This is a genomic window from Acidobacteriota bacterium, from assembly GCA_003225175.1.
GTDB lineage: Bacteria > Acidobacteriota > Terriglobia > Terriglobales > Acidobacteriaceae > Gp1-AA112.
This window is the reverse complement of record QIBA01000066.1, coordinates 40,617-63,922: the sequence shown is the minus strand read 5'-3', so window position 1 is coordinate 63,922 and position 23,306 is coordinate 40,617. Positions and strand designations below refer to the sequence as shown.

Annotated in this window: 25 protein-coding genes; 9 read left to right on the top strand and 16 right to left on the bottom strand. The window is 55.6% G+C overall.

Annotated features, from left to right (window positions below; all coding sequences use genetic code 11):
• The first annotated feature begins 2 nt into the window (after positions 1-2).
• Positions 3-1,172, top strand: a complete 1,170-nt coding sequence (locus tag DMG62_19545) for a twitching motility protein (GenBank protein ID PYY21205.1) — start codon at positions 3-5, stop codon at positions 1,170-1,172.
• Here DMG62_19545 and DMG62_19540 read toward each other — a convergent pair.
• The 5 genes from DMG62_19540 to DMG62_19520 all read right to left on the bottom strand — a co-directional run bounded on the left by DMG62_19540 (position 1,164) and on the right by DMG62_19520 (position 6,425).
• A complete protein-coding gene (locus DMG62_19540; protein ID PYY21204.1) occupies positions 1,164-2,189 on the bottom strand; it encodes an NAD-dependent dehydratase in 1,026 nt (341 codons plus the stop codon). The genes DMG62_19545 and DMG62_19540 overlap by 9 nt on opposite strands.
• A gap of 6 nt (positions 2,190-2,195) precedes the next feature.
• Positions 2,196-2,819, bottom strand: coding sequence for a sulfite oxidase-like oxidoreductase (locus DMG62_19535; protein ID PYY21307.1), 624 nt, complete (start codon positions 2,817-2,819; stop codon positions 2,196-2,198).
• A 131-nt stretch (positions 2,820-2,950) separates the two neighbouring features.
• On the bottom strand, positions 2,951-5,137 hold the full coding sequence (locus tag DMG62_19530; GenBank protein ID PYY21203.1) for a dehydrogenase: 2,187 nt from the start codon (positions 5,135-5,137) through the stop codon (positions 2,951-2,953).
• A 97-nt stretch (positions 5,138-5,234) separates the two neighbouring features.
• Positions 5,235-5,909 carry an HAD family hydrolase gene (locus DMG62_19525; protein PYY21202.1) on the bottom strand — a complete coding sequence of 225 codons (675 nt, stop codon included), beginning with the start codon at positions 5,907-5,909 and terminating at the stop codon, positions 5,235-5,237.
• A 270-nt stretch (positions 5,910-6,179) separates the two neighbouring features.
• Positions 6,180-6,425: a hypothetical protein gene (locus DMG62_19520; protein ID PYY21201.1), complete on the bottom strand. Its 246-nt coding sequence runs from the start codon at positions 6,423-6,425 to the stop codon at positions 6,180-6,182.
• A gap of 264 nt (positions 6,426-6,689) precedes the next feature.
• On the opposite strand from DMG62_19520, the gene DMG62_19515 reads away from it, so the two are divergent.
• The 3 genes from DMG62_19515 to DMG62_19505 all read left to right on the top strand — a co-directional run bounded on the left by DMG62_19515 (position 6,690) and on the right by DMG62_19505 (position 11,347).
• A complete protein-coding gene (locus DMG62_19515) occupies positions 6,690-7,367 on the top strand; it encodes a hypothetical protein (GenBank protein ID PYY21200.1) in 678 nt (225 codons plus the stop codon).
• A 631-nt stretch (positions 7,368-7,998) separates the two neighbouring features.
• Positions 7,999-9,270, top strand: coding sequence for a hypothetical protein (locus DMG62_19510; GenBank protein PYY21199.1), 1,272 nt, complete (start codon positions 7,999-8,001; stop codon positions 9,268-9,270).
• Positions 9,271-9,481: 211 nt separating this feature from the next.
• Complete coding sequence (locus DMG62_19505; protein ID PYY21198.1) at positions 9,482-11,347, top strand: transketolase; 1,866 nt, start codon at positions 9,482-9,484, stop codon at positions 11,345-11,347.
• Here the strand turns inward: DMG62_19505 and DMG62_19500 are convergent.
• Complete coding sequence (locus tag DMG62_19500; GenBank protein PYY21197.1) at positions 11,304-11,978, bottom strand: hypothetical protein; 675 nt, start codon at positions 11,976-11,978, stop codon at positions 11,304-11,306. The genes DMG62_19505 and DMG62_19500 overlap by 44 nt on opposite strands.
• A gap of 172 nt (positions 11,979-12,150) precedes the next feature.
• On the opposite strand from DMG62_19500, the gene DMG62_19495 reads away from it, so the two are divergent.
• Positions 12,151-12,513, top strand: a complete 363-nt coding sequence (locus DMG62_19495) for a hypothetical protein (GenBank protein PYY21196.1) — start codon at positions 12,151-12,153, stop codon at positions 12,511-12,513.
• A 17-nt stretch (positions 12,514-12,530) separates the two neighbouring features.
• Here DMG62_19495 and DMG62_19490 read toward each other — a convergent pair whose 3' ends face one another.
• From DMG62_19490 to DMG62_19450, 9 genes are all read right to left on the bottom strand, one after another.
• Positions 12,531-12,719 (bottom strand): 4-oxalocrotonate tautomerase, encoded by a 189-nt coding sequence (locus DMG62_19490; protein PYY21195.1) that lies wholly within the window; start codon positions 12,717-12,719, stop codon positions 12,531-12,533.
• Positions 12,720-12,770: 51 nt separating this feature from the next.
• On the bottom strand, positions 12,771-13,196 hold the full coding sequence (locus DMG62_19485) for a nucleoside-diphosphate kinase (GenBank protein PYY21194.1): 426 nt from the start codon (positions 13,194-13,196) through the stop codon (positions 12,771-12,773).
• 104 nt (positions 13,197-13,300) lie between these two features.
• Positions 13,301-14,188 (bottom strand): succinate--CoA ligase subunit alpha, encoded by an 888-nt coding sequence (locus DMG62_19480; protein PYY21193.1) that lies wholly within the window; start codon positions 14,186-14,188, stop codon positions 13,301-13,303.
• A gap of 8 nt (positions 14,189-14,196) precedes the next feature.
• Entirely contained in the window at positions 14,197-15,369 is a 1,173-nt protein-coding gene (locus tag DMG62_19475; protein PYY21192.1) for an ADP-forming succinate--CoA ligase subunit beta, read from the bottom strand.
• A 126-nt stretch (positions 15,370-15,495) separates the two neighbouring features.
• Positions 15,496-16,125 (bottom strand): hypothetical protein, encoded by a 630-nt coding sequence (locus DMG62_19470; GenBank protein ID PYY21191.1) that lies wholly within the window; start codon positions 16,123-16,125, stop codon positions 15,496-15,498.
• A gap of 109 nt (positions 16,126-16,234) precedes the next feature.
• Entirely contained in the window at positions 16,235-16,558 is a 324-nt protein-coding gene (locus DMG62_19465; GenBank protein PYY21306.1) for a DUF962 domain-containing protein, read from the bottom strand.
• A gap of 5 nt (positions 16,559-16,563) precedes the next feature.
• Complete coding sequence (locus DMG62_19460) at positions 16,564-17,334, bottom strand: thiazole synthase (protein PYY21190.1); 771 nt, start codon at positions 17,332-17,334, stop codon at positions 16,564-16,566.
• Positions 17,335-17,403: 69 nt separating this feature from the next.
• Entirely contained in the window at positions 17,404-19,122 is a 1,719-nt protein-coding gene (locus DMG62_19455; protein PYY21305.1) for a long-chain fatty acid--CoA ligase, read from the bottom strand.
• A gap of 62 nt (positions 19,123-19,184) precedes the next feature.
• The gene (locus DMG62_19450; protein ID PYY21189.1) at positions 19,185-19,853 is read right to left on the bottom strand and encodes a TetR family transcriptional regulator; all 669 of its coding nucleotides are present in this window, start codon (positions 19,851-19,853) and stop codon (positions 19,185-19,187) included.
• Positions 19,854-20,000: 147 nt separating this feature from the next.
• On the opposite strand from DMG62_19450, the gene DMG62_19445 reads away from it, so the two are divergent.
• The 4 genes from DMG62_19445 to DMG62_19430 all read left to right on the top strand — a co-directional run bounded on the left by DMG62_19445 (position 20,001) and on the right by DMG62_19430 (position 22,352).
• Positions 20,001-20,231: a hypothetical protein gene (locus DMG62_19445; protein ID PYY21188.1), complete on the top strand. Its 231-nt coding sequence runs from the start codon at positions 20,001-20,003 to the stop codon at positions 20,229-20,231.
• Positions 20,232-20,240: 9 nt separating this feature from the next.
• Positions 20,241-20,552: a hypothetical protein gene (locus tag DMG62_19440; protein PYY21187.1), complete on the top strand. Its 312-nt coding sequence runs from the start codon at positions 20,241-20,243 to the stop codon at positions 20,550-20,552.
• Positions 20,553-20,636: 84 nt separating this feature from the next.
• Positions 20,637-21,929, top strand: a complete 1,293-nt coding sequence (locus DMG62_19435) for an aminotransferase (protein ID PYY21186.1) — start codon at positions 20,637-20,639, stop codon at positions 21,927-21,929.
• 18 nt (positions 21,930-21,947) lie between these two features.
• Positions 21,948-22,352, top strand: a complete 405-nt coding sequence (locus DMG62_19430) for a hypothetical protein (GenBank protein ID PYY21185.1) — start codon at positions 21,948-21,950, stop codon at positions 22,350-22,352.
• A gap of 21 nt (positions 22,353-22,373) precedes the next feature.
• Here DMG62_19430 and DMG62_19425 read toward each other — a convergent pair whose 3' ends face one another.
• A complete protein-coding gene (locus DMG62_19425) occupies positions 22,374-23,228 on the bottom strand; it encodes a tRNA glutamyl-Q(34) synthetase GluQRS (protein ID PYY21184.1) in 855 nt (284 codons plus the stop codon).
• Between the last annotated feature and the right edge of the window lie 78 nt (positions 23,229-23,306).

Sequence of the window (23,306 nt, the reverse complement as noted above, 5' to 3'; positions counted from 1 at the left end):
GCATGGCGACCACGCCGACGACTGCTCCAGCCGCTTCGCAACCCGCAGCTCCTGCCACGCCCGCCGCGGCGATTTCGACTCCTGCACTGATTACTACAATGGTCAAGTTCAATGCCAGAGTCAGCGACCTGATCATCTCGCCGTATCGTCCTCCACAGGTCGAATTGGGAGGCCAACTGGTTGTGGTGCCAGGACTGCCTGTGCTCTCGGCGCAGGACACGGCGAGACTCGCCGCTGATCTGATCGGCGCCAATAAGCGCGCTGCTGACTTCCTGAAGAACGACGGCGCCTGCGACACTTCTTACAGTATTCCCGATTTAGCACGATTTCGCGTAAACGTCTTTCGGCAAAGAGGAACGTACGCCATCGTTATGCGCACTATCCCGATGGTGATCCCCTCTTTTGAAGATCTCAAGCTGCCGCCGCAATTGAAAGATATTGCGGGGCTGAAGAATGGCATCGTTCTGGTGACAGGCCCGACGGGCTCGGGAAAGTCTTCGACACTCGCTGCCATCATCCGTCTCATCAACGAGACGAAGGCGTACCACATCGTCACCATCGAAGATCCGATCGAGTTCATGCACCCGCACGGCAAATCGACGATTCATCAGCGCGAGTTGCACAGCGATACGCCGACCTTCGCTCTCGCCTTGCGAGCTGCATTACGCCAGGCTCCGAAAGTGATTCTGGTGGGCGAGATGCGCGATCGCGAGACCATCGAGATCGCGATGACGGCTTCCGAAACCGGTCACCTCGTATTCTCTACACTGCATACAATCGATGCGCCAAAGACCGTCGAACGCATCATCGGAGAATTTCCAGTTAGTGAGCAAACGGCGATCCGCAACCGCCTTGCGCAATCATTCCGCTACATCGTCTCCCAACGCTTATTGCCGCGCAAAGATGGTCATGGACGCATGGCTGCCATTGAAATCCTTAAATCCACGATGCGCACGCGAGACTACGTTATGAACGGCGAGCGCAGTGGTCAGTCGCTGCATGACGCGATGAAGGATGGCGAACTGGAAGGCATGCAGCACTTTGACGCCGTGCTGGAGAAAATGGTCCGGGACGGGGTCATCACCAAAGCCACGGCGATTGGATACGCAACCAATGCCGGCAATTTGAACCTGTCGCTTTCCGATTACGAAGAGACTGAGGCTTCAAGGTAGAGCCGCGTCATCCTCGGCTGCGTAGTTGAACAATATTTCAGGAATCTGCGCAGGCGGATTTTCGAGCTCCCAGCGTATTGTTCGACGGACAGCCTCATCGTGAGAAATCGCTTCGCGATAACCGAGTTCCTGCCGAATCCGTTTTGAACTTGCTACCCAGTGCTGCTTGAAATTTCCGGGATGCAGCAAATGCTGCGGAACACGCTCTTTTGGCAGCACGACAAATTCACAGTCCCATGCCATTTCCTTTGCGATTAGCCGTGCCCATTCGACCTCAGTGAGCGGATCTTCCTCCGCAATATTGTAAGTGCGACCGCTCGCCTCCGAACGCGTGGCTGCCAGCTTGATCGCAGTTGCGACGTTCTCCACGAAGCCCATCGTTCCGCGCCAACACGCAATATCTTGCTCGAACAAGATCTTTCGCCGACCGTCGCGAATGCGTTTGATGATGGGGAGAAACCTATGCAGCGGATCGCCCGGTCCGTAAACCATCGGCAACCGCAGGACCGTTCCGGGAAGCTCTGGATTCGACAGTATGGCGCCTTCCACAGCGATCTTGTCGTACTCGTCATTCATCCAGGAGAAAATCCTTTTGCCCATTTCCATCTGCTGCGGAGTATATGCAGGTTTCGTTCGCAACTCAGATTCTTCGGTCAGCGGCACCGGTTGGAGCCCGCCGGATTCAGTTTCGTGCAGCACTCCGCAAGCACGATAGACATCCATGCTGCTAAGCGCGACTACGCGCCCTGCAATGCCGCGAAGCGCCTCCAGCACTTGTTGTGCTTGTCGACCAGAGCTCAGAATGAAATTGATGACTACATCCAATGAGAGCTTGCGCAGTTCTGGACGAAGCTCAGCCAGGCCATTGCTGTCACCAAGAACACGTCGCGCACCGTCCGGAAGCTGGACATTACTCTTGCCGCGATGAAGAACAGTCACGTCGTGTCCGGAGTTAACGAGCTGCTCGACGACAAAGCGGCCGATGAATCCAGTGCCGCCGATGAGAAGGATCTTCATGGAGCGCTAGTCCGTATCGAACCGTTGCTCTGTGAACGGATCCCCACGCATGTGATAACCGTTCTGTTCCCAAAATCCCGCTTGATCCTCGCTCAGAAAGTCAAACCCGCGCACCCACTTCACTGACTTCCACGCGTAGAGATGCGGCACGATGAGCCGCAAGGGGTATCCGTGATCTGGCGTGAGAGGCTCGCCATCGTGATGGGTCGCGAGCAAAACGTCATCGCGATCGAGGTCAGCTAAAGGAACATTTGCGGTATATCCCTGCTCCGCATGTATGAGCACGTATTTGGCTTCCGGCTTCGGCTTAGCGCGAGAGAGGATCTCGCGCATGGCAACCCCGGTCCAGCGGTTGTCGAATCGGCTCCAGCGCGTCACGCAGTGAAAGTCGCTCGTTCGGTCCACGCGCGGCAGTTGAGTGAATTCTTTCCAGGTGAGGTGCAGCGGATGCTCGACGATTCCTGCAACGCGGAAATCCCATTTTGATTCGTTGAATCGCGGAACCGATCCATAGTGCAGGACCGGCCACTTCAGCGTGAGTGACTGGCCGGGAGGAAGACGTCCTTCACTGCGCATCTCCTGCTCTTTGCGCTTGCGTTCGTCGCCGGAGAAAATTCCAGAGAATGCCATGGCGTTATCGGATCCTACAGAAACCGGAGAAATCACGACGGATTCGGTCGGCTTGATCCTTGGTGTTCCTTAGTATCCTTTGTGGTTAGCTCTTGCTTTCTCCGTGACTCTGTGTCTCCGTGGGAAAAGGGCTAGTACTCTCCCAGTTCCTGCATTGCTTTGTAGAAGTCGTCGGCTTGCGGCAGAATCTCGTCTTCGAGCAGCGGCTGATAGGCAACAAACGTGTCCATCGCAGCAACGCGGCGCACTGGGGCATCCAGATGCTCAAAGAGCTCACTGGCAATACGCGCGGCAATCTCAGCACCGTAGCCCCAGCTCAGCGTGTCTTCATGCGCGACGATCACACGATTTGTCTTCCGCACCGAGTTGGCGATCGCCTCCCAGTCATATGGGTTGAGGGTACGCAAATCGATCAATTCCACGCTGATGTCGTGCTCGCGCGCGATGCGTTGCGCCGCCTGCAGAGCACGCGGCACTGTCGCGCCATACGTGACCAGCGTCATGTCCACACCCTCGCGGACGATGCGCGCCTTGCCGAAGGGAATCATGTAGTCAGGGCCTGGGTACGGAGCGCGGCCGTAAGTCTCGCGATACAAACGTTTGTGTTCGAGGAATAGCACGGGATCGTCGCAGCGTATTGCGGTGCGCAGCAGCCCGTTGGCATCGAGAGCGTTAGAGGGAAACACCACGCGCATTCCCGGAGTGTGCGTGAACAAGCTCTCTCCGCATTGAGAGTGGTAGATTGCGCCTCCAGTCAGGTATCCGCCGACGGCAACTCGAATCACCGCGGGACAGGAGAAGTTTCCATTCGATCTCCATCGAATCACCGGCAACTCGTTTCGCAGCTGATGGAATGCCGGCCAAATGTAATCGAAGAACTGAACTTCGACGACAGGTTTCATTCCTCGCGTCGCAACTCCGATCGCGCGTCCAACGATGGTGGCCTCAGCGAGCGGCGAGTTGTACACGCGCTGTGAGCCAAAATCGCACTGAAGACCTGACGTGAGTTTGAATACTCCGCCCTTCCCTTTCACAAGCTTTTCGGACAAATATTGTTCGCGGCTGCAATCGGCAATGTCTTCGCCGAACATCACAATGCGGCAGTCGCGCTTCATCTCATCGCGAAGGCACGCATTGATGAGATCGGCCATGGTTTTGTCAGCTCCATTGCGGCTCGGTTCCGTCGCAAAGGAGGAAGACGCTGGATCGATGTTGGCCGAATAAACGAACCGGGTAATCGACCCCGCTTCCGGAAGCCGCGCAGCCAGCACCCGATCTGTGGCCCGGTGGACTTCTTCATCAACCTCCTTCTCCAGGCGATTGATCTCCGCCTCATCGAGAATATTCTCCCGAATCAGGAACAGTTGCATGCGCGTAATGGGATCACGCTGCGCATCGCGTGAGCGCTCCGATTCCGGACGGTAAAGTCTTTCGTCGTCCGAAAGCGAATGAGAATACGGACGTATCACATGCCCATGAACAAACGCCGGGCCCTTGCCGGAGCGGCAATGTTCGACCGCTTTACGCAATACTGCATAAGACGCCACGGGATCGGTGCCATCACACTCGGCAAAATAGAAATTTGGGAAATTCGCAACCAGTTTCGAGATATTTCCGCCGGCAGTGTTCACCTCAACCGGAACAGAGATCGCATACTCGTTGTCCTCGACGAGAAAGAGCACGGGCAGCCTTATATTAGAGGCGCCGTTTATTGCCTCCCAGAATTCGCCCTGACTCGTCGTGCCATCGCCACAGGAAACGTACACAACTTCGTCGCCATGGAATACGACGTCCTTGTAGCCGGAGTAGTCTTTCGGATCATGACGGTCGGCGGCTTTAGGATTCTGCGCGAAATATCGTCCAGCTTCGGCGCATCCGACCGCCTGCAGAAGCTGAGTTCCGGTCGGCGACGACTGTGTGACAATGTTGAATTTCTTGTGTCCCCAGTGCGACGGCATCTGGCGTCCGCCCGATGCCGGATCGTCAGCGGCCCCGACAGCCTGCAGCAATTGTTCTTCCGGAGTCACACCGAGAGCAAGCACGAGCCCGCGGTCACGATAATAGGGATAGAACCAGTCATATCCCGGCTTGAGGACCATCGCCGCAGCAACCAGCAGAGCCTCATGTCCGGCGCCTGAGATTTGGAAGAAGATTTTCTGTTGCCGCTTGAGCAAAATCTCGCGGTCGTCCAACCGGCGCGACATGAACATCAGCCGGTACATCTGGATTAATTGTTCTGGAGTGAGCCCTTGATAATTCTTTTCTTGGGGTCGTTCGGCAACCGCAGTCTTCTTATGCTCCGTCCGGCTCAGGGCCATGCTGACTCCTTGGAGGAAATGAGTGTGCTAGAGGAGCACTCTTTATTCTAAGCCGGAATTGTCCGAATTCTATGCCGGAATCGTCCGAGAAAGCGGCCTAGATTTCCGCAGGTGAGTATTCGAAATAGAACTGGAGCTTGAGGCTGTCTTCGTCCCCTGCCCGAACTTCGACGTGAATGTCTGCGCAGCTGCGAACGATCACATCGGCCTCTCGCAATTCATGAGCGGGGTAGGTCGTGGTCAAGCCAATCACCTGCATACCGGCGGTTTTTGCCGATGCGATGCCCGCGGCGGTGTCTTCGATCACCAGACATTCGTTCGCAGGAAATCCGAGTAGTGCTGCCCCCTTCAAGTATGGTTCAGGATGAGGTTTCCCGCGTTCGACCAGCTCTGCGGTGATTGCCTCTTTTGGAAGCGGAAGATTTACGTAGTGCATGCGTGCCTCAGCCAACTCGCGGGTAGCTGAAGTCACGACCGTCCAGTGGCCCGGCGGCATTGCTGCGAGTAATTCGGCTGCGCCGTCAATCGCGCGCACACCTTCGAGGTCTTCGATTTCACGACGTTCTACCTTGAGATTTTCGTTAGGAGCATCCAGCGACGGAGCAACACGAAGAATCGTTTCAATAGAGCGGCGGCCGTGCGCCCACTGCATAACAAAATCAGGATCGAGCCCATGCTCGTCAGCCCAGCCCCGCCAGACCCGCTCGACTGCCGGCGTGGAATCAACCAGAACACCATCCAAATCGAACAGCACCGCACTGCAGGTCAACATATCGAGAGACTATTAAACATCTTTCTGCCCCATTGTCATTCCGAAGCGCCGGTTTTTGGCGATGAGGAATCGCTACAGACTGCTACTGGGCTGAAAAATTACGATGGGTTTTTTCGAGGATAAGTTTCTGTTGAGGGAAAAGCGCTGTGATTCTAGATCAAATGAAGCATATCAAGGTCTCTGGGGATTCCTTACCGCCAACAGCCGCGCGGCTCGGAATGACAAGAAGGGAGGGTCTTCTCCGTGCTCCGGTGTTGAAAGGCTTTGAAGTTAGCCCATCGCTTCTAAGCGCTCAGCGATCTGATTGAGTGTTTGTTGAATTCGATCCAGCTCAGCCTGGGTTGCGGTCGCGATCTGTTCGATGCTCTCTGGCGCGCGTTCCAGATGGCGGCTCAAACTGCCCACAATCTCGCGACCCTTTTCCGTGACGAGAAATACTCCTAACCCACCCAGAAGCACTCCCAGGCCACCGAGGCCATATGTAAGTTGCCTGTTCTTGTCCATTCCCCCGGTCATGACCCCCACTCCCCGCTGCCATCACCCTGAAGCAGCTCTGCTGCAGAATATGATGCAGGCGTTCCCGTAAAGGCGAGAGGAAAGTAGCTGGATGGGTTACGAACGCGAGTGAATGGTTACTGGCAGACAGCCAATGGTTCGATAAATGGTTCGAAATAAAAGGCCACCGTTTCGCCTATTCAAACACTACTTTCTGGCCACGCTGGGGTTTAATCGTTCGTCTAACCGAGCGCGTATTTCGTCGGAGTAGTAGAGGAGAACTGCATGAAGAAGCTATGGGCTACCGCAACCATTGCACTGGGGATGAGCATATCGCCAGCGCTAGGAGCATTGGGACAGATTGACATGAGCCAGGGACCGGTGCTCAATCAGCGCAACCAGGGGCCAAGCGCACCGAATGTGATCCCCGCAGACACGCAGTTTGAAATCCAACTGAAGGACACTCTCGACACCGCCAAAGACTCGCCCGGCAAAAAATTCAAAGCTAAGCTGGCGCAGGATCTGGTTGCTCCCGACGGGACGAGGATCCCCATGGGTTCAGAAGTCAAAGGCCACGTGAGCGACGTGGAGAGCGGGTTGCATTCGCGCCTGCTGCTCAGCTTTGACGAAATTAAGACTAAGCATGGCTGGGTTCCCCTCGCTGCCACCGTTGCCGGGGTTCCCGGCGAGCATGGCGTCCAATCAGAGACTGGACCGGAAGGCGAGATTAAGCACGCCAAGGTGGACAGCCGGCGCGAAATTGAATCAGCCGCGGCAGGAGCTGCGATCGGCGCAATCGCTGGCGTGGCGGCAGGTGGCGGTAAAGGCGCAGCCATCGGCGCGGCCGCCGGCGGCGGACTCGGCGCCGGAGTCGGCCTGCTAACCGGGCGCAACATCCGACTGAACAAGGGACAGGCACTCGACCTGCGACTCGATCGGGATATCTTCCTGCCACGCGGATAAGCAATTTTGCAGGCGATGAAAAAAGGGCGACCCAAATGGGTCGCCCTTTTGCTTTCTTCAATGACGGCTGAACTCGCTGCTCTTCCCGAAACCGAACCTGTGGATTCTCATAGAGCAACGGATTGCGAAAATATTTTTTCCAATGCTCGCAAGTGTCTGATTCGCCTGCGTCGAAAAAATCGTAGAGCAACGGATGAACATTGATTTCTTCATCCCCAATGCGGTATCACTGAAAGTCATGCGTTGTATCAAAATGGAACTGGAGTTGTCCGATGAGAGCTGGAAGCATTGCGGAAAATACGCGCCGAGAGCGAAAAGGTAAATCAGAAGGGATCCGAGTGGTTTCTCCGATTGCTCTTCCTAAGCGATCGATGCCATGGTCTTTGCAAATCCCCGCCAAGTCTCAAGGCATTTCTGCTCGATGCCTAGGGATCAGGCAGGGATATCCCTAGGGATCTCATGGGATCTGGAGGGATCTCCTGGGAGTTTTTGAAGTTGCACGCATCCGTTGCTCGCCCCGCATGAACTGCCCCCAGGGTGCAACAAAAAGCATCATTTTAAGTCCCAGAGCATCAACACAAGCGGTTACCCGTCCCCTGCGCTATCGCGAGGTGCCTCCAGAGTGTCCACCATGGCTACCGCTCCGAGAACGTCGATTCATCGCTTTCCTCCGGCACCTCTTGGCCAGGAGGAGCTGATCGAGAACCTTCTCAAGCTCCAGACCGCGACGAAAAAGATCACATCGATTCTCGACCTTGGACTGCTGGTAGACAGCATCGTCAACGAGATTGCTTGCTCGTTCGGCTGCCTGGAAGTTGATATCTTCCTGCGGCATGAAACGCGAAACGAAATGGTGGCCGCGACAATGCACTGCTGCTCCACCCACGGGAAGGGGCATACGCTAAAGATCGGCGAGCAGGGCATGGTAGGTCACGTCGCTTTCAGCGGCAAGATGCACTATGCGCCTGACGTAAGCCGAGATCCGTACTATTTGCCGTGCGCTGACAATGTAAAGTCGGCAGTCGCGATTCCGTTGAAGATCGGCGATCGTGTGATCGGCGTCTTCCACGCGGTTCATCTTGAGCTTGACGGCTTCGCGCCGGAACAGTTAAAGGTACTGTGCGCTCTCGCCGACCACATTGCCATCGCAGTCGAAAATGCGCGCCTGTTCCAGCGCGAGCGCGAGGTAAATGAGCGGCTGAGTAAAGAGGCGGAAGAGGCCCGCCTGATTCAGCAGCAGTTGCTGCCGAATTCCTCCATCCTGCTGCCCGAGTTTGCCATCACCGGCACAACCTTGCCGGCAGGCGCAGTGGGCGGAGATTGGTACGATTACGTTGAGCTCCCTGATGGGAAATGGGGCTTAGTGCTCGCGGATGTTTCAGGCAAAGGCATAGCCGCCGCATTGCTGATGTCGGCAACACGCAGCATATTCCGCTCGATCGCAGAGAGCGCGGCGAGTCCCGGTGAAGTGCTGACGAGACTGAACCGCAAGCTCTTGCGCGACTTTCCTGCAGGCAGGTTCGTGACCATGATCTATGGCGTCCTCGATCCTGCGCAGCGCACTCTTACGTTTGCAAATGCTGGACACCCGTGGCCGGTGCTGGCTCGTGGCACTTGCACGACTCTGGTTGAGACCGATTCGGGACTACCTCTTGGGATCGCTGAAACCACCTTCTCCGAATCGACTGTGACTCTGAGCGGCAGCGGTAAGCTACTTTTCTACAGCGATGGAATTTCGGAAGCGCTCGACGAGCAACAGCGCGAGTACGGGACTGCTCGCCTGGAATGTCTAATGCAGAACTCAAAAATCTCGACGCAGGAGATCCTGGACGACATTCGCACCTTCAGCGCTGGTCAACCTGCATTCGATGATGCAACGGTTGTCTTGATCTCTGCGCGTTGAGAAGAGCACTCAGCGGTCAGCACTCAGCATTCAGTCGATTCACCTGTGCGGCAAACCGACTAGAGTCTCGGCAGATTAGTTGAGATAGAGAAAACTTCAACAGAGCTTCTTGGCTGAGTGCTGACGGCTGACTGCTCGTCTCATCCGCATTGACCAACACGCTTGGTAAAAATAGACTGAAAGGTTTCGCACTTCTCTTCGGGAGCCCCCAGTGCCTTACTCACAAGATCTGCTCGATTCGCTACACAATATCGCCACTCAGCTCAGAATCGATTCCATTCGCGCGACCACCGCGGCAAGTAGCGGACATCCGACGAGTTGCATGTCCGCAGCCGAGATCATGGCGTGTCTCTTCTTCTCGGTGATGAACTTCGACTCGAAAGATCCTGCGAATCCGGCCAACGACAAGTTCGTGCTCTCCAAAGGACACGCGGCGCCGGTGCTCTACTCCACCTGGGCGGAGCTTGGCTACATCAATCGCGAGCATTTGCTCACTCTGCGCAGAATCGACTCCGATCTCGAAGGACATCCCACGCCTGTCCTGAAATTCGTCTCTGTTCCGACCGGCTCGCTAGGCCAGGGAATCTGCGTGGCGCTTGGTATGGCTCTCGATGCTCGCGTGGATACCTCAAACTCCCGCTCGTATGCCCTGTTAGGGGATGGTGAGAACGCCGAAGGTTCAGTTTGGGAAGCAGCTGAAGTTGCTGTCCACCACAAAGTAGACAACCTCTGCGCCATCGTTGATGTGAATCGCCTCGGCCAGAGCCAGCCCACGATGCTTGAGCATCACATGGATGTCTACAAGCAGCGCTGGTCGGCGTTCGGATGGAACGCGCTGGTCATCGATGGACACAACGTCCGCGAGCTGCTCGGCGCGTTTGACAATGCCAAGCAGACAAAAGAAAAACCAACTGTCATTCTCGCGCGAACGCTGAAGGGCAAAGGTGTTTCTTTCATCGAAGATAAGAATGGCTGGCACGGCAAAGCGCTAAAGAAGGATGAAGCAGAAAAGGCGATTGCTGAACTGGAAAAGCAGTTTGTGAAGACGAACGCTGCAAAGCCGACCCCGAGCAAGCCCTCAGGGAGAGCGAAACAGTACGGGCAGTACAAACACATTCCAAGTCCGCAATACGAATTTGGTAAGGAGGTCGCCACACGCGAAGCTGCGGGTCTAGCGCTTGCGGAAATTGGCAAAACGAATGAGAACGTTGTTTGTACTGACGGCGACGTCGAGAACTCCACGCACACCGAGTTCTTCCAGAAAGTCGCGCCGAATCGTTTCTTCGAGATGTACATCGCCGAACAGAACATGGTTGGAGTGACCATGGGCTTCGCCGCCACCGGCAAAATCGCATTCACATCGACCTTCGCCTGCTTCTTCACTCGCGCCGCCGATTTCATTCGTCTCGCGGGACTCGCGCACCTGAACGCGAAGTTCATCGGCACCCACGTTGGTGTATCGATCGGTGAAGACGGCTCCTCGCAGATGGGCTTGGAAGATTTAAGTCTCTTCCGCGCCATGGCGGATTCGATTGTGCTCTATCCCAGCGATGCCGTGAGTGCGTGGTATGCGGTCGATCTTGCTGCTTCCCATCATGGGATTGCGTACATCCGCGCCGGACGTCCGAAGCAACCGGTCATTTATAGAAATGATGAGAAGTTCGAAATTGGGAAAGCAAAAGTGCTGCGCCAGAGCAATGAGGATGTTGTAACTCTTGTCGGCGGAGGCGTCACGCTTACCGAGGCTCTCAAAGCATACGACCAGTTGAAGAAACAAGGAATCGCAATTCGGGTGATCGATATCTTCAGCGTGCGACCTGTCGACACTACGACGCTGCTAAAAGCAGCGGCTGCTACGAACAACACAATCATCACCGTTGAGGATCATTACGCTGCTGGCGGTATCGGCGATGCTGTCGCCGAAGCGGTTGGGCCGGAGGGCGTAAGAGTTTGCCGTCTCGCAGTTCGCGAGGTACCACACAGCGGCAAGGCCGAAGAGTTGCTCGCGAAGTATAAGATCGACGCGCACGCGATCATTGAACAGGTGCACGCTGTTGCGCCGGTGGCTGTTCGCTAGGGATCGTCGCCTCACTCGAAGCCGGTTCCTCAAGCTCGAACCCTCGAATTTCCCGATCTCGAACTGCTTGCAGAATGCTAGCTATGCGCCCCCTTCGCAAGCCCCACCAGATTGAGAAACTGTACGCAATCCCGGCATAGAACGGCGCAGTGAGACGCTGCTGTGCGAACGCTCTGCTGATATCAGGATTAGACGAGAAAATAATCTCGTAAAATTCGCGCCAGCTGTGGTACTCCCCGATCAGAAACCCTCCACCGAAGTAGTAGTGAAATGCTGGCCACGCTCCGGGTGCTAAGACGCTCGCCTTCTCGGGAAATGTAATTAACCTGTAGGCAAGAAGAATGGCCGGCAACACCCAGACAAATTGAGCGACGCTGTGTCGAAATCTCGCATTCAACAGCCCAGTTAGGAATGCCGGAACAACACTGAGAACAAATAAATGATTGTAGAGAAACTGGAGACTACTTCCCGAACGCGGAAAGTTGAAGAATGGCAGAACTGACCAGACCCATCCTCCGAGGATCCCGATACAGAAACTGGCGATTACATATACCGCCGCTTCATGGAGAGAAAAGCGAAGCGCTTGCCGGCCAATCCCATACACAGAGTCGGAAGTGTCCGAATCTGCCATCGTCGAAAACTAGATGCAGCTCGGAACGCGCAGTTTGGCCGGAAGCAGAGTTTTTCGAAGGTTACTTTAGTTAGTTTCCAGCAAGAAACTTATCGCATTACTGGGCCGCAATCTTTCGTGATCTTCAGAAGCCGCGCTCCTGCTGCTACTCTGCCCATCGCGGAGGTGGTAGATGGGCAAGACTTCGGTCAAGGCAAAGATTTTGTATGGTGAGGGCGACGCGCAATCCTTGGAGCTGCACCTTAACATCCTGGAAAGGGCCGGCTATTCGGTGAAGACGGCCATCGGACGAAAAGCGATTGAAGAGGCGGTGCGGCAAGACAAATATGAAATCGTAGTGCTCGGACACACACTCACTCGAGATGACCGCCACCACCTTCCGTACATGGCGAAGAAAGCCAACTCTCTAACGCGCGTTCTGGTAATCCACGCCAGTGGCAAACACCACGAAGTGGATGCCGCCATCGACTCTCGCGATGGTGAGCGCGTGCTGCTCGAGGCTTTATCAGCTTTGCTCGAACCTGCGTATGCCTGATTCTTAGCCTCAACCGACTATTGTTTATCGGCAAGGAGGACTCCACCGCTCGCGTAGTCCTCCTTGGTAACTTCGACGAAGGTCACCGTCACAGCCGCGCGATTCGCGCCCGCTTCTTCCACCAGCGCGTCCGTCATGCGCGCCGCAACCTTACGCTTCTGTTCCAGCGTACGGCCTTTCAAAAGAGTGATTTGAATTACTGGCATGATCTATACCAAGTAGAGACGCAGCATGCTGCGTCTCCACGATGCAGCTCGCTACTTCGTGAGCTCGTATCCCGCGAAGAAGTAACTCAGCTCGAAGCGCGCAGTGTCCTCTGCATCTGAACCGTGAATCGAATTCGCCTCGATGCTCGACGCGTGTTTCTTCCGAATTGTTCCCGCTTCAGCTTTTGCAGGGTCGGTGGCACCCATGAGCTTTCGCAGATTCGCGATTGCGTTTTCCTTCTCTAGCGCAAGCACCACGATCGGTCCTGAAGACATGAACTTTGTCAGTGATTCAAAGAACGGACGCGCCGCATGCACGGCATAAAAACCCTCCGCTTGCTTCTTCGTAATGGAAAGCATCTTCATGGCCAGAATGTTGAAGCCGGCATGTTGAATCATGCCGAGAATGTCGCCAGTCGCATTCTTTGCCACCGCATCAGGTTTGATAATGCTGAATGTTCGTTCCAAAGTTTTCACTGTTTATGAGTCCTTGCTTCAGAATTTCTGTTTGAAATATTGATTCTTCGAGCGGGCGAACAGCAGAGACGCAGCATGCTGCGTTTCTACGATGCTGCTTGAATTTACGACGCTCTCGCGGATTGACCGATCGCCTGCGCGAGCGTTTCACCAATTACCGCAGGCGATTTCGCCACCTGGATTCCAGCGGCTTCGAGCGCTTGGATCTTTTCGCTCGCCGTACCATGCCCTCCGGAGATGATGGCGCCAGCATGGCCCATGCGGCGCCCCGGAGGAGCCGTTTGCCCTGCAATAAACGAAACCACGGGCTTGCGAACCTGCTTCTTCACGTATTCCGCCGCAGTCTCCTCGGCATTGCCGCCGATTTCACCGATCATGATGATGGCTTCCGTTTCGGGATCTTCGTTGAAGAGCTTTAACGCATCGACGAATGTTGTACCGATGATGGGATCGCCGCCAATACCGATGGCAGTCGATTGTCCGATGCCGCGCTGCGAAAGCTGGTAGACGGCTTCGTAAGTCAAAGTCCCGGATCGGGACACAATCCCGATGTTTCCCTGCTTATGAATGCGGCCGGGCATAATCCCTATCTTGCACTTACCTGGCGAAATGATCCCCGGACAATTCGGACCAATCAACCGCGAACGTTTACGCTGCAGAAATTCCCCGGCACGAACCATGTCCATAACGGGAATGCCCTCGGTAATGCAAACGATGAGCGGCATGCCGGCATCGGCGGCTTCCATGATTGCGTCAGCTGCAAATGGAGGGGGGACGAAGATCATCGTGGCATTCGCGCCGGTCTCACGCATGGCCTGTTCAACAGTGTTGAACACATGCCAGCCCTCATGCGTCGTTCCACCTTTGCCTGGAGTCACACCTCCAACAACTTTAGTTCCATATTCGGCAGATCCCTTCGCGTGGAATGTGCCTTCGCGTCCCGTGATGCCCTGGACAATGAGTCGCGTATTCTTGTCTACGAGTATCGACATGTTTTTAATTACGCTTGCGCGGCTCTGACGACCTTTTCGGCTGCATCTTTCATTGTGTCGGCCACAATGAAATTCAGACCTGACTGTTTCAGGATCTCCCGGCCTTGTTCAACGTTCGTTCCTTCCAGTCGCAACACGACAGGAATCCCGATTTTGGTCTTCGTCGCAGCTTCCACAACTCCCTTCGCGAGCGTATCAACGCGTAGGATTCCACCAAAGATGTTGATAAGAACTGCTTTCACGTTTTTATCGCTCAGCAGGATGTCAAAAGCATGTTCGACTTGCTCGGCATTGGCGCCGCCGCCGACATCGAGGAAGTTCGCGGGCATGCCGCCTGCGTATTGGATGATGTCCATTGTCGCCATCGCTAAGCCGGCTCCGTTCACCATACAGGCGATGTTTCCATCGAGCCGGATGTAGTTCAGGCTGTACTTCGATGCTTCTACCTCCAGAGGATCTTCTTCGGCGATGTCGCGCAGCTCCTTAATGTCCTTGTGCCGGAACAGCGCGTTGTCATCGAAGTTCATCTTCGCGTCCAGCGCAAAGACTCGTCCGTCGGTCGTGGTGATGAACGGATTGATCTCGCAAAGCGAAGCGTCCGCTTCGGCAGTCGCGCGATACAGCGCCAGCATCAATTGCACGGCGGGATTCACCTGCTCAGGTTTGAGTCCAAGACCAAACGCCAGCTTGCGTGCCTGAAAAGCTTGAAATCCTACCGCAGGATCAATCGTCTCTTTCAAGATTGCGTTTGGATCTTTAGCAGCGACTTCCTCGATCTCCATTCCACCGGCTGCTGATGCCATGAAGACGAGCTTCGATGTTGCGCGATCGAGCACGATGCCAAGGTAGAGTTCCCGCTCAATCGGCAGCGTTTCTTCAACGAGAAGTCGTTGTACCTTCTGCCCTTGTGGTCCGGTCTGATGCGTGACTAACTGCATGCCAAGAATCTTACCCGCGAGCTGCTCAGCTTCTTCGGCATTCTTAGCCAACTTCACGCCGCCGCCCTTACCGCGTCCACCGGCGTGAATTTGCGCTTTAACAACGATGCCCTTCGCCCCATTCGCGAGCAAATTTTTGGCGATCTCAAATGCTTCTTCTTTGGTGTTGGCCATCTCCCCGCGCGGGATCGCGACGCCATACTTCGCAAGAATGCCTTTGGCTTGATACTCGTGAATTTTCATGTATCGGGGATTTCAGAGGAGGAAGGAACTCTAAGCAGTTCCAACCACATGAAGAAGACTCACGATTTTATAGGAGGGCGAGGTGAGCGAGCAAACTGCTTGGGCCGCGCTGACGATAAGAGGAACCTACTTTTCCGTAATCACCAACTGACCGTTCTCGATTTTCAAGTCGCTCACGAACTCCGGCAGCTTCATCCTCTCGCGCGTTTCCGGATCGTTCAGTTTCTTATCCAGTCGCGCCTGCACTACTGAGATCGGCACAGGCATGCTCCCTATCTGGAAGCTCGTTGGCTGAAAGGTTGCGTAGCCGTCCTGTGCTCCCAGGTGACCGCTCAGAGTAACGAAGACATCTTTCCCATATACGTGCTCCATGAACTGCCCTTTGACTTCGTCGCCCTCAAAGACTACCTGAGGATCTTTCACCGGCACCTGCTCCGGTGTGACCTCGGCTGGAGTGCTCGCATTATTGTTCGGCGAGCTGGCGGTCTGAATGTGTCGAGCTTCTGGCTGCGGATTGGCAAGAACGAGGGCTGCAGCTACCTCTTCCGATGTAAGTCGAATTTCAGCACCAGCCTCACCGCGCTGATGGGCTTCCTGCAACTCTCCCAGCTTGCTCTGGAATCTGTTGGCGTTTTTTGCAATTGCTGCCGGCGATTGCTGGCGAGGAGCAACACGATCGGGCGGCTTCAGGAACAAAGCGATCATGAAACAGAAAATGACCAAAATGGGCCAACGAAGAATCTTGTAAATCCGCATGAGAATACCCCTTGGCGTCCTCGGCCTAGCAAAGCACATTCCAAGGTCAGCAGAAAGTTACTTAGGGTCGCAGAATCGACGGGCGAATGCGGATGGACGAAGGCGCGAGTTAGTCAGTGTTCTTCAACTTACCCGTGAACATAAGGCCGAGCATGCGAAAGTCGCTGATAAACGACCACCACGGATGTCCGAACGTCGCCGGCTTATTGCCTTCGATGAGAAAGTGACCAGTCCAGGCAAAGCCGTAACCAATGGGAATCCAGAGCAGAGCCCAGATGTAGTGGCCAGTTGCAATGGCCCATACGAATACGGCCAACCCAACGAGAGTGCCGCAGGCATGAAGCAAGCGGTTTCCCGTGCGCGAGTGCTCCTGCAAGTAGAAGGCGAAGAATTCGTCATACGAGGAGAATCGATCCTTCTTCGGTTCTGTCATGGGATTCATCGCACTACGCCTTCGAGAGGTGAGCTGGCAGTGGCATATAACTTTTTCGGCATGCGGCCGGCAAGATATGCGCTGCGGCCCGCAAGTACAGCGTGTTGCATAGCTTCGGCCATGAGGACGGGATTTTCGGCATTCGCGATGGCGGTGTTCATGAGCACAGCATCAGCTCCGAGCTCCATCGCGACAGTTGCGTCGGAGGCGGTACCGACACCAGCATCCACGATCAGCGGAACATCAGTGATCATCTCGCGTAGGATACGGATCGTCGCAGAATTCTGGATACCTAGGCCGCTACCGATCGGAGCTCCAAGCGGCATGATGGCGCTGGCGCCAGCGTCTAACAATCGCTTCGCGATTACGACATCGTCAGAGGTATAGGGCAGAACTGTGAATCCTTCTTTCACGAGAGTTCGTGTGGCTTCAATAGTCGCCAGCACGTCGGGGAAGAGTGTCTTCTGGTCGCCGATTACCTCTACTTTCACCCAGTCCGACAGACCGACTTCGCGCCCCAGCATCGCCGTGCGGACGGCCTCGTCTGCGGTGTAACAGCCGGCAGTATTGGGCAGCAGAAAATAGCGATCCGGATCGATGAAGTCGAGGAGGGAGTCTTTGCCGCGATCGAGGTTCACGCGGCGAACAGCCACGGTGACGATCTCGGCCCCAGAGGCTGCGATCGCATGTCGTGTCTGCTCTCCATTCTTGTATTTGCCGGTGCCTACAATGAGGCGCGAGTTAAAGGCTCGCCCGGCAATAACCAATTCATCCATAATTCAATTCCAGCTACTCAATTCTACGCGCCTTTGCAGCCAGATCCACGTTGCAATTTGGGAATCGCGCTAAACCGTTGCGGGATGCGAAAGCTCGGCGGCTTCATATATAGCGTCAATCTGCTTCTTGTACTTCTGCTCGATCACCCGCCGCTTGAGCTTGAGGCTGGGAGTCATCTCTCCTTTATCGACTGTGAAATCATCGGGAACGAGAAGGACTTTCTTGAGTGTCTCGAAACGGGCCAGTTCCAGATTGGCATCGGCCACGATCTTGTCGTAAGCTTCAGTTACTCTTGGATTGCGGATCAGCTCTTCCCGTGAGGTAAGGGTGATCCCCTGTTCGGAAGCCCATTGCTCCAGGGCTGCAAAGTTTGGACAGATGATTACGCTAATGAACTTTCTCGCATTGCCGATGACAACCGGATGTGCCACCAGCGGCGACATCTTCAGCTTATTCTCAATCGGCTGCGGAGCCACGAATTTTCCGCCGCTGGTCTTGATGAGATCTTTCTTCCGATCGGTGATGCTGAGGAATCCCTCGGCGTCGATGTTGCCAATGTCGCCAGTCTTGAACCAGTCACCTTCGAATGCTTTAGCCGTCTCCTCGGGATTCTGCCAGTAGCCTTTGAAGACTGATGGGCCGCGCACCCACAGTTCTCCGTCTCCCGCAATGTGGCACTCGAGGTTTCGAAGTGGTTTGCCGACGGTGCCGAGCTTGTTGGCTTCTGGTTCGTTCACCGAGATGACGGGCGAAGTCTCAGTCAATCCATATCCTTCGAGGATGCGAATTCCCACGTCGGCGTACCAGCGTGCGAGATCAATGCCGAGCGGCGCTCCGCCGGAGACGTACATCTCCACTCTTCCGCCGAACCACTGACGTATCGCCTTGTAGACAACACGATTCGCTACTTCCCACTGCCAATCGGAAGGCCGCTGCCCGCGTACGGTTTCGGCGCGATGCTCCTCGCCAACGCGCAACGCCCATTCATAGACCGGCCTTTTTAGCCCAGTTGCTGCGCGGCCCTCAACTCCTTGCCGAACTTTTTCGTAGACGCGAGGTACACCGACGAACAGATGTGGGCGAACCTGCTGAAGCTTGGTCGCAAGCTCATCGAAGCTCGGACAATACGCCAACGTCACTCCGCGTAGAAAGCAGAGATAGTCGACGTGACGGGCGGTGACGTGCGAAAGCGGAAGGAACGACAAAGTCACCTGGCCCGGCTGCCAACCCAGGCTGTGTGCAGTCTGCTCGAGGTTCGAAGCAAGGTTGCCGTGCGTGAGCATCACGCCCTTCGGAACTCCCGTGGTGCCGGAGGTGTAAATGATCGTCGCTAGATCATCGGGAAGGATGGATCGCGCAGCAGTGTCAAATCGGGGCGCCCGGGCAACGGACTGTCCCGCGCGCATAATCTGGATCATCCGGATGGCCTCTGGATGATCCACTTCGTCCATTGCCACGATGTGCTCAAGCTGAGTTTCGTGTCTAATGCTCAGCACTTTGTCGAGTTGCTTTCGCGTGGAAACAAAGATCGCCCGGGCGCCGGAGTTCTTCAGAACGAACGCGGTCTGCTCAGCCGTGAGCGTTGGATAGATAGGAACATCGACCACGCCCCGGAGCAGACATGCCCAATCGGTGATTGCCCACTCAAACCGGTTTTCGGAGATAAGCGCAACACGGTCGCCCTTGCGAATCCGCCACGCTCCGAGCTGCTCTGCGACGTGGTACACGCGGGAATAGAGCTCGTGCGAAGAGATGTCGCTCCAGACTCCCTGCCGATCGAAGCTCATTACTCGCGGCAGGTCGCGATCCACTGCAGTAAAGAAAATTTCGTTCAGCGTGCGCAGGCTGCTCAGGAGCGCACCTCCATTCCACGGAGAAGAAGATCAACAACGGGATCGGCTGCGGCTGCGAGATCATATTCCCGGCTGCTCAACACCCATGCCGTTACGAGTTCGTCCATTGCTCCGAAGAGACAGGCAGCAGCGATCTTGTCGGAGATATCGTCGCGTATCCTGCCCCGCTGCTGACCTTCGCGGATTACGTCCCGAATCAAATTGAAGTACCCCTTCAACTCGCGCTGAGAGAACTCGGCGAGGAACTTGGCGCTTTGTCGGAGCTCCGTCTGCAGCACCACGGCCAAATTCCTATTTTGGTTCAGCTCTCGCAGATGCAGCCGAGCTAAGGCACGCAGCTTCGCGGCAGCATCGTCGAATCCCGACATCTCCTCTTTCGCCTGGCTAAGAAAGGCCTCGAAGGCGTTGTCGAGCGCGGTCATGAGGATTTGCTCTTTCGACTTGAAGTAGAGATAGATAGTGCCGTCGGCAACATTGGCGCGATCAGCGATATCCGAAACCCGACTGTTGTGGAAACCCTTTTCCGCGATCACGGCAATGGCGGCATCCAGGATGCGCTGGTATTTGTCTCCAGGGCGGCTGCCGTTGACTCTGGTGGCGCTTCGTCCCCGGTCTTCTGCCGGTTGTGCCGATTTTGACTTGCCCACTTGCCTGCTTTGCGCCATTGTGTCCCAGAACTCTGCACTGTACTGGGTTTTCTGCGCGATAAGCAAGATAACGCGCGTTTGACCCTTTGGGTCGACTGCGGATACTCTGACTCGCCATGGAGTCGCAGCATGCTGCGACCCTGGCAGCCACACTAGGAGCCCTTGATGCGCAAACCCATTCTTGGCTTTGTTGTTATAGCCATCTTTCTGATGACCCTATTGCCGGCCTTCGCGGCTGACCAGGCCTCCCCACCTGACCCAAAGATCAAGGTTGGTGACACTGCACCGGATTTCAAGTTGCGCGACCAAACCGGAAAAGAAGTGAAGCTCTCTGACTTTCGCGGCAAGAAGAATGTGGTCCTTGCGTTTTACGTCTTCGCTTTCACCGGCGGCTGAGAGAAGGAAATGAAAGCCTTCCAGGATCAGCTGCAGAAGCTGGAAGGCGCAGACACCCAGGTGCTGGGTGTAAGCATGGACAGTCCGTTCGCCAACAAAGCCTGGGCTGCGCAGATTGGAGTCACGTTCCCCCTGCTGAGCGATCTTGGCGGCGACACAAGCAAGGAATACGGCGTGTACAACCCGAGTTACAAGGCCGCACGTCGCGTCACCTATTTAATCGACAAAGAAGGCAAAGTGGTCGAGATGCAAAAAGATCGCGATGCCATCGATCCGAGCTCGGTAGTCATCAGCTGTGAACGGCGCCGTCTGAAAAGCTGAAAATCGCCGCCGAACTTTTCTTGACAGAGCGACGGCAGAAGTCCAGCATGTTCCCCGGTTAGCGCTTTCTCGGAGACTTTACTCGTGCTCGATCGCCGTCGCTTCTTATTTTCCTCAGTTGCCGTTGCAGCCGTTGCAGGCGTGCCGTTTTCGTTAGCCGAAGCTCAAGCTGCAGCTCAGTCCGACAATCATCCACTTCCGCCAAAAGACCTCTACGACCGTGATCAGGAAGCCTACTGGGCAGAGCTGCGCAAACAGTTTCTGATTCCCAGTGATGAGGTTTACCTGAACAACGGGACCGTGGGTTCGTCTCCACGTCCAGTGCTGCGCGCAATCGTCGAGTCATTCCATCAGACCGAGCAGATGGCGCAAAGTGATCCCGAGGACTATCCGATCTGGGGATATGCCTCGTGGAACGAGTTTCGCGATCCTCTCGCCGCCTTTGTTGGAGCCACGCGCGACGAGATTGCCATTGTTCGCAACGCGACGGAAGCCAACAACTACATCGCTAATGGATTCGAGATGCAGGCAGGCGATGAAGTCCTCATGAGTGACCAGGAGCATCCGGGAGGCGAACAACCCTGGCTACTTCGCGAGAAACGTTATGGAATCGTAGTGAAGAAATACCAGATTCCACTCCCGCCGAAGTCACCAGCTGACATTCTGAACCGAATCAATGACGCGATCACTCCGCGCACGCGAATTATTTTTACGAGCCACATCAGCACCGTCACAGGCGTTGTTCAGCCGGTAAAAGAGATTGCGGCACTCGCGCGAAGCAAGGGCATCCTGAGCGCCTTCGACGGCGCGCATGTGATTGGCATGATGGCGCTCAATCTGCACGACATCGGCTGTGACATGTACACGTCGTCGCCGCACAAGTGGCTGCAGGCGCCCAAGGGCACGGGATTCTTGTACCTGCGGCCGGAGGTGCAGGATCGTCTCTGGAATACGATCGCCACGGAAGGATGGGAAGATCACAAGCTGAAAGCTGAGCGATTCCAGCGCATCGGATCATCCAATGTTCCGCTCTTGGCGGGGCTCCGCGCTTCTATGGAGCTAGCCAATCAGATCGGAATGGATCGAATCGAACGCCGCCACCGCCAGCTTGCTGATCGAATGCTGGCCGAGATGACGAAACGTGGAGCCGCGTCCTGGACCTCTCCGGATCCGAATATGCGTTGCGGAATCGTGACCGTGAATGTACCACCGCTCAAGCGAATGGAGATGGAGCACTGGATGTGGCAGGAAAAGAAGATCAGAATTCGTGGAGGTGAGCCGTCAAAGCTGCGCCTCTCGACACCTTACTACCTACTGCCGGCGGACATGGATCGTTTCCTGGCCAGCTTTGATGAATTTAAACGCTCCCATGCGTAGTTAGTTCGGAGGAAAGTTATGTCGGGGGTTGTCGGTCTGAAAGACAACGGAATCGTCAGCGTTCGCAGCCTGCATTCCTTTCCCGATACAATGCAGCGGATTGAACGACTCGTGGACAGCAGAGGTCTCAAAATCTTCTGCATCGTGGATCACAGCGGAGAAGCGGCCGCGGCGGGACTCCAGATGCCGCCTACGAAGCTGGTGATGTTCGGTAGTCCCAAAGCGGGAATTCCGCTGATGCTTGCGTCGCCGTCGATCGCGTTGGACCTGCCGCTAAAGCTGCTCGTTGCCCAGGACCCGGGGAACCAAACCTGGCTCTCGTACAATTCGCCCAGCTTTCTGGAAAAGCGTCACTCAATATCGCTTGAGCTCGCTGAGGCGCTGAAGGCAATAGAAGGAATTGCCAATGCCGTGGCGGGCTAGCCCGCCATTTGGACTCCATGGTTATGCCGGGCCGGCCGCCTTAAGCACCTGTTCGGGAGTCCATCCGCTCTCTCGCAGGCGACGAATGCTTAGGGAGTCGTGGCGCTTCGCCAGGCGATTACCAGACTCGTCACGCGCAAGGTCGCAATGGTAGTGCCGCGGAAGCTGCAGTCTCAGAGCTCGGTAAATCACCATCTGCCGGGCCGTGGACTTCAGTAGATCCGCGCCCCGAACAACCTCAGTGACTTTCATCGCGGCATCATCGACAACGACGGCCAACTGATATGCAGGAACATCGTCGCGCCGCCAGACCAGAAAATCACCGAAGTCTTTTCCGGCGACGTACTGTTGCGGACCAAGATTTACATCCTCGAAGACAATCTGCTCACCCTCCGGCACGCGGAACCGCCAATTAACACCCGCAGGACTGGAGAAAGCAAATGCATCTGTGCGACGACGGCAAGTGCCCGGATAGATGGGCTCGTCGTCGGTGTCATTGTTTGGAGCAGCAGCAACTTCAGCAACGTCTTTGCGCGAGCAAGTGCACGGGTAGACGGCGCCGGCATCGCGCAGCTTGCGCCAGGCTTCGAGATAAAAGTCCCGGCGCTCACTCTGTGAATATGGCGGGTAAGGTCCACCGCAGTCTGGTCCTTCGGACCATCGGATGCCCAGCCAGCGAAGGTCCTCACACATTGCGTCGACGAATTCTGGGCGACATCGTTGCGGATCCAAATTCTCGTTGCGGAGGATCAGCGATCCACCGCACTCTGAAGCACGCTGCGCTGCGATCCAAAAAGTTCGAGCATGGCCAAGATGGAGTAGTCCCGTCGGCGACGGCGCCAGTCGACCACGATAGTCACCCACTTTTTCAGGCATGCAGGACAAAGATCAGTTCAACTCAACACTTCCATCTTCGCATCAGTTGCGCCATGACCAAGCGATCACAGAACCTGT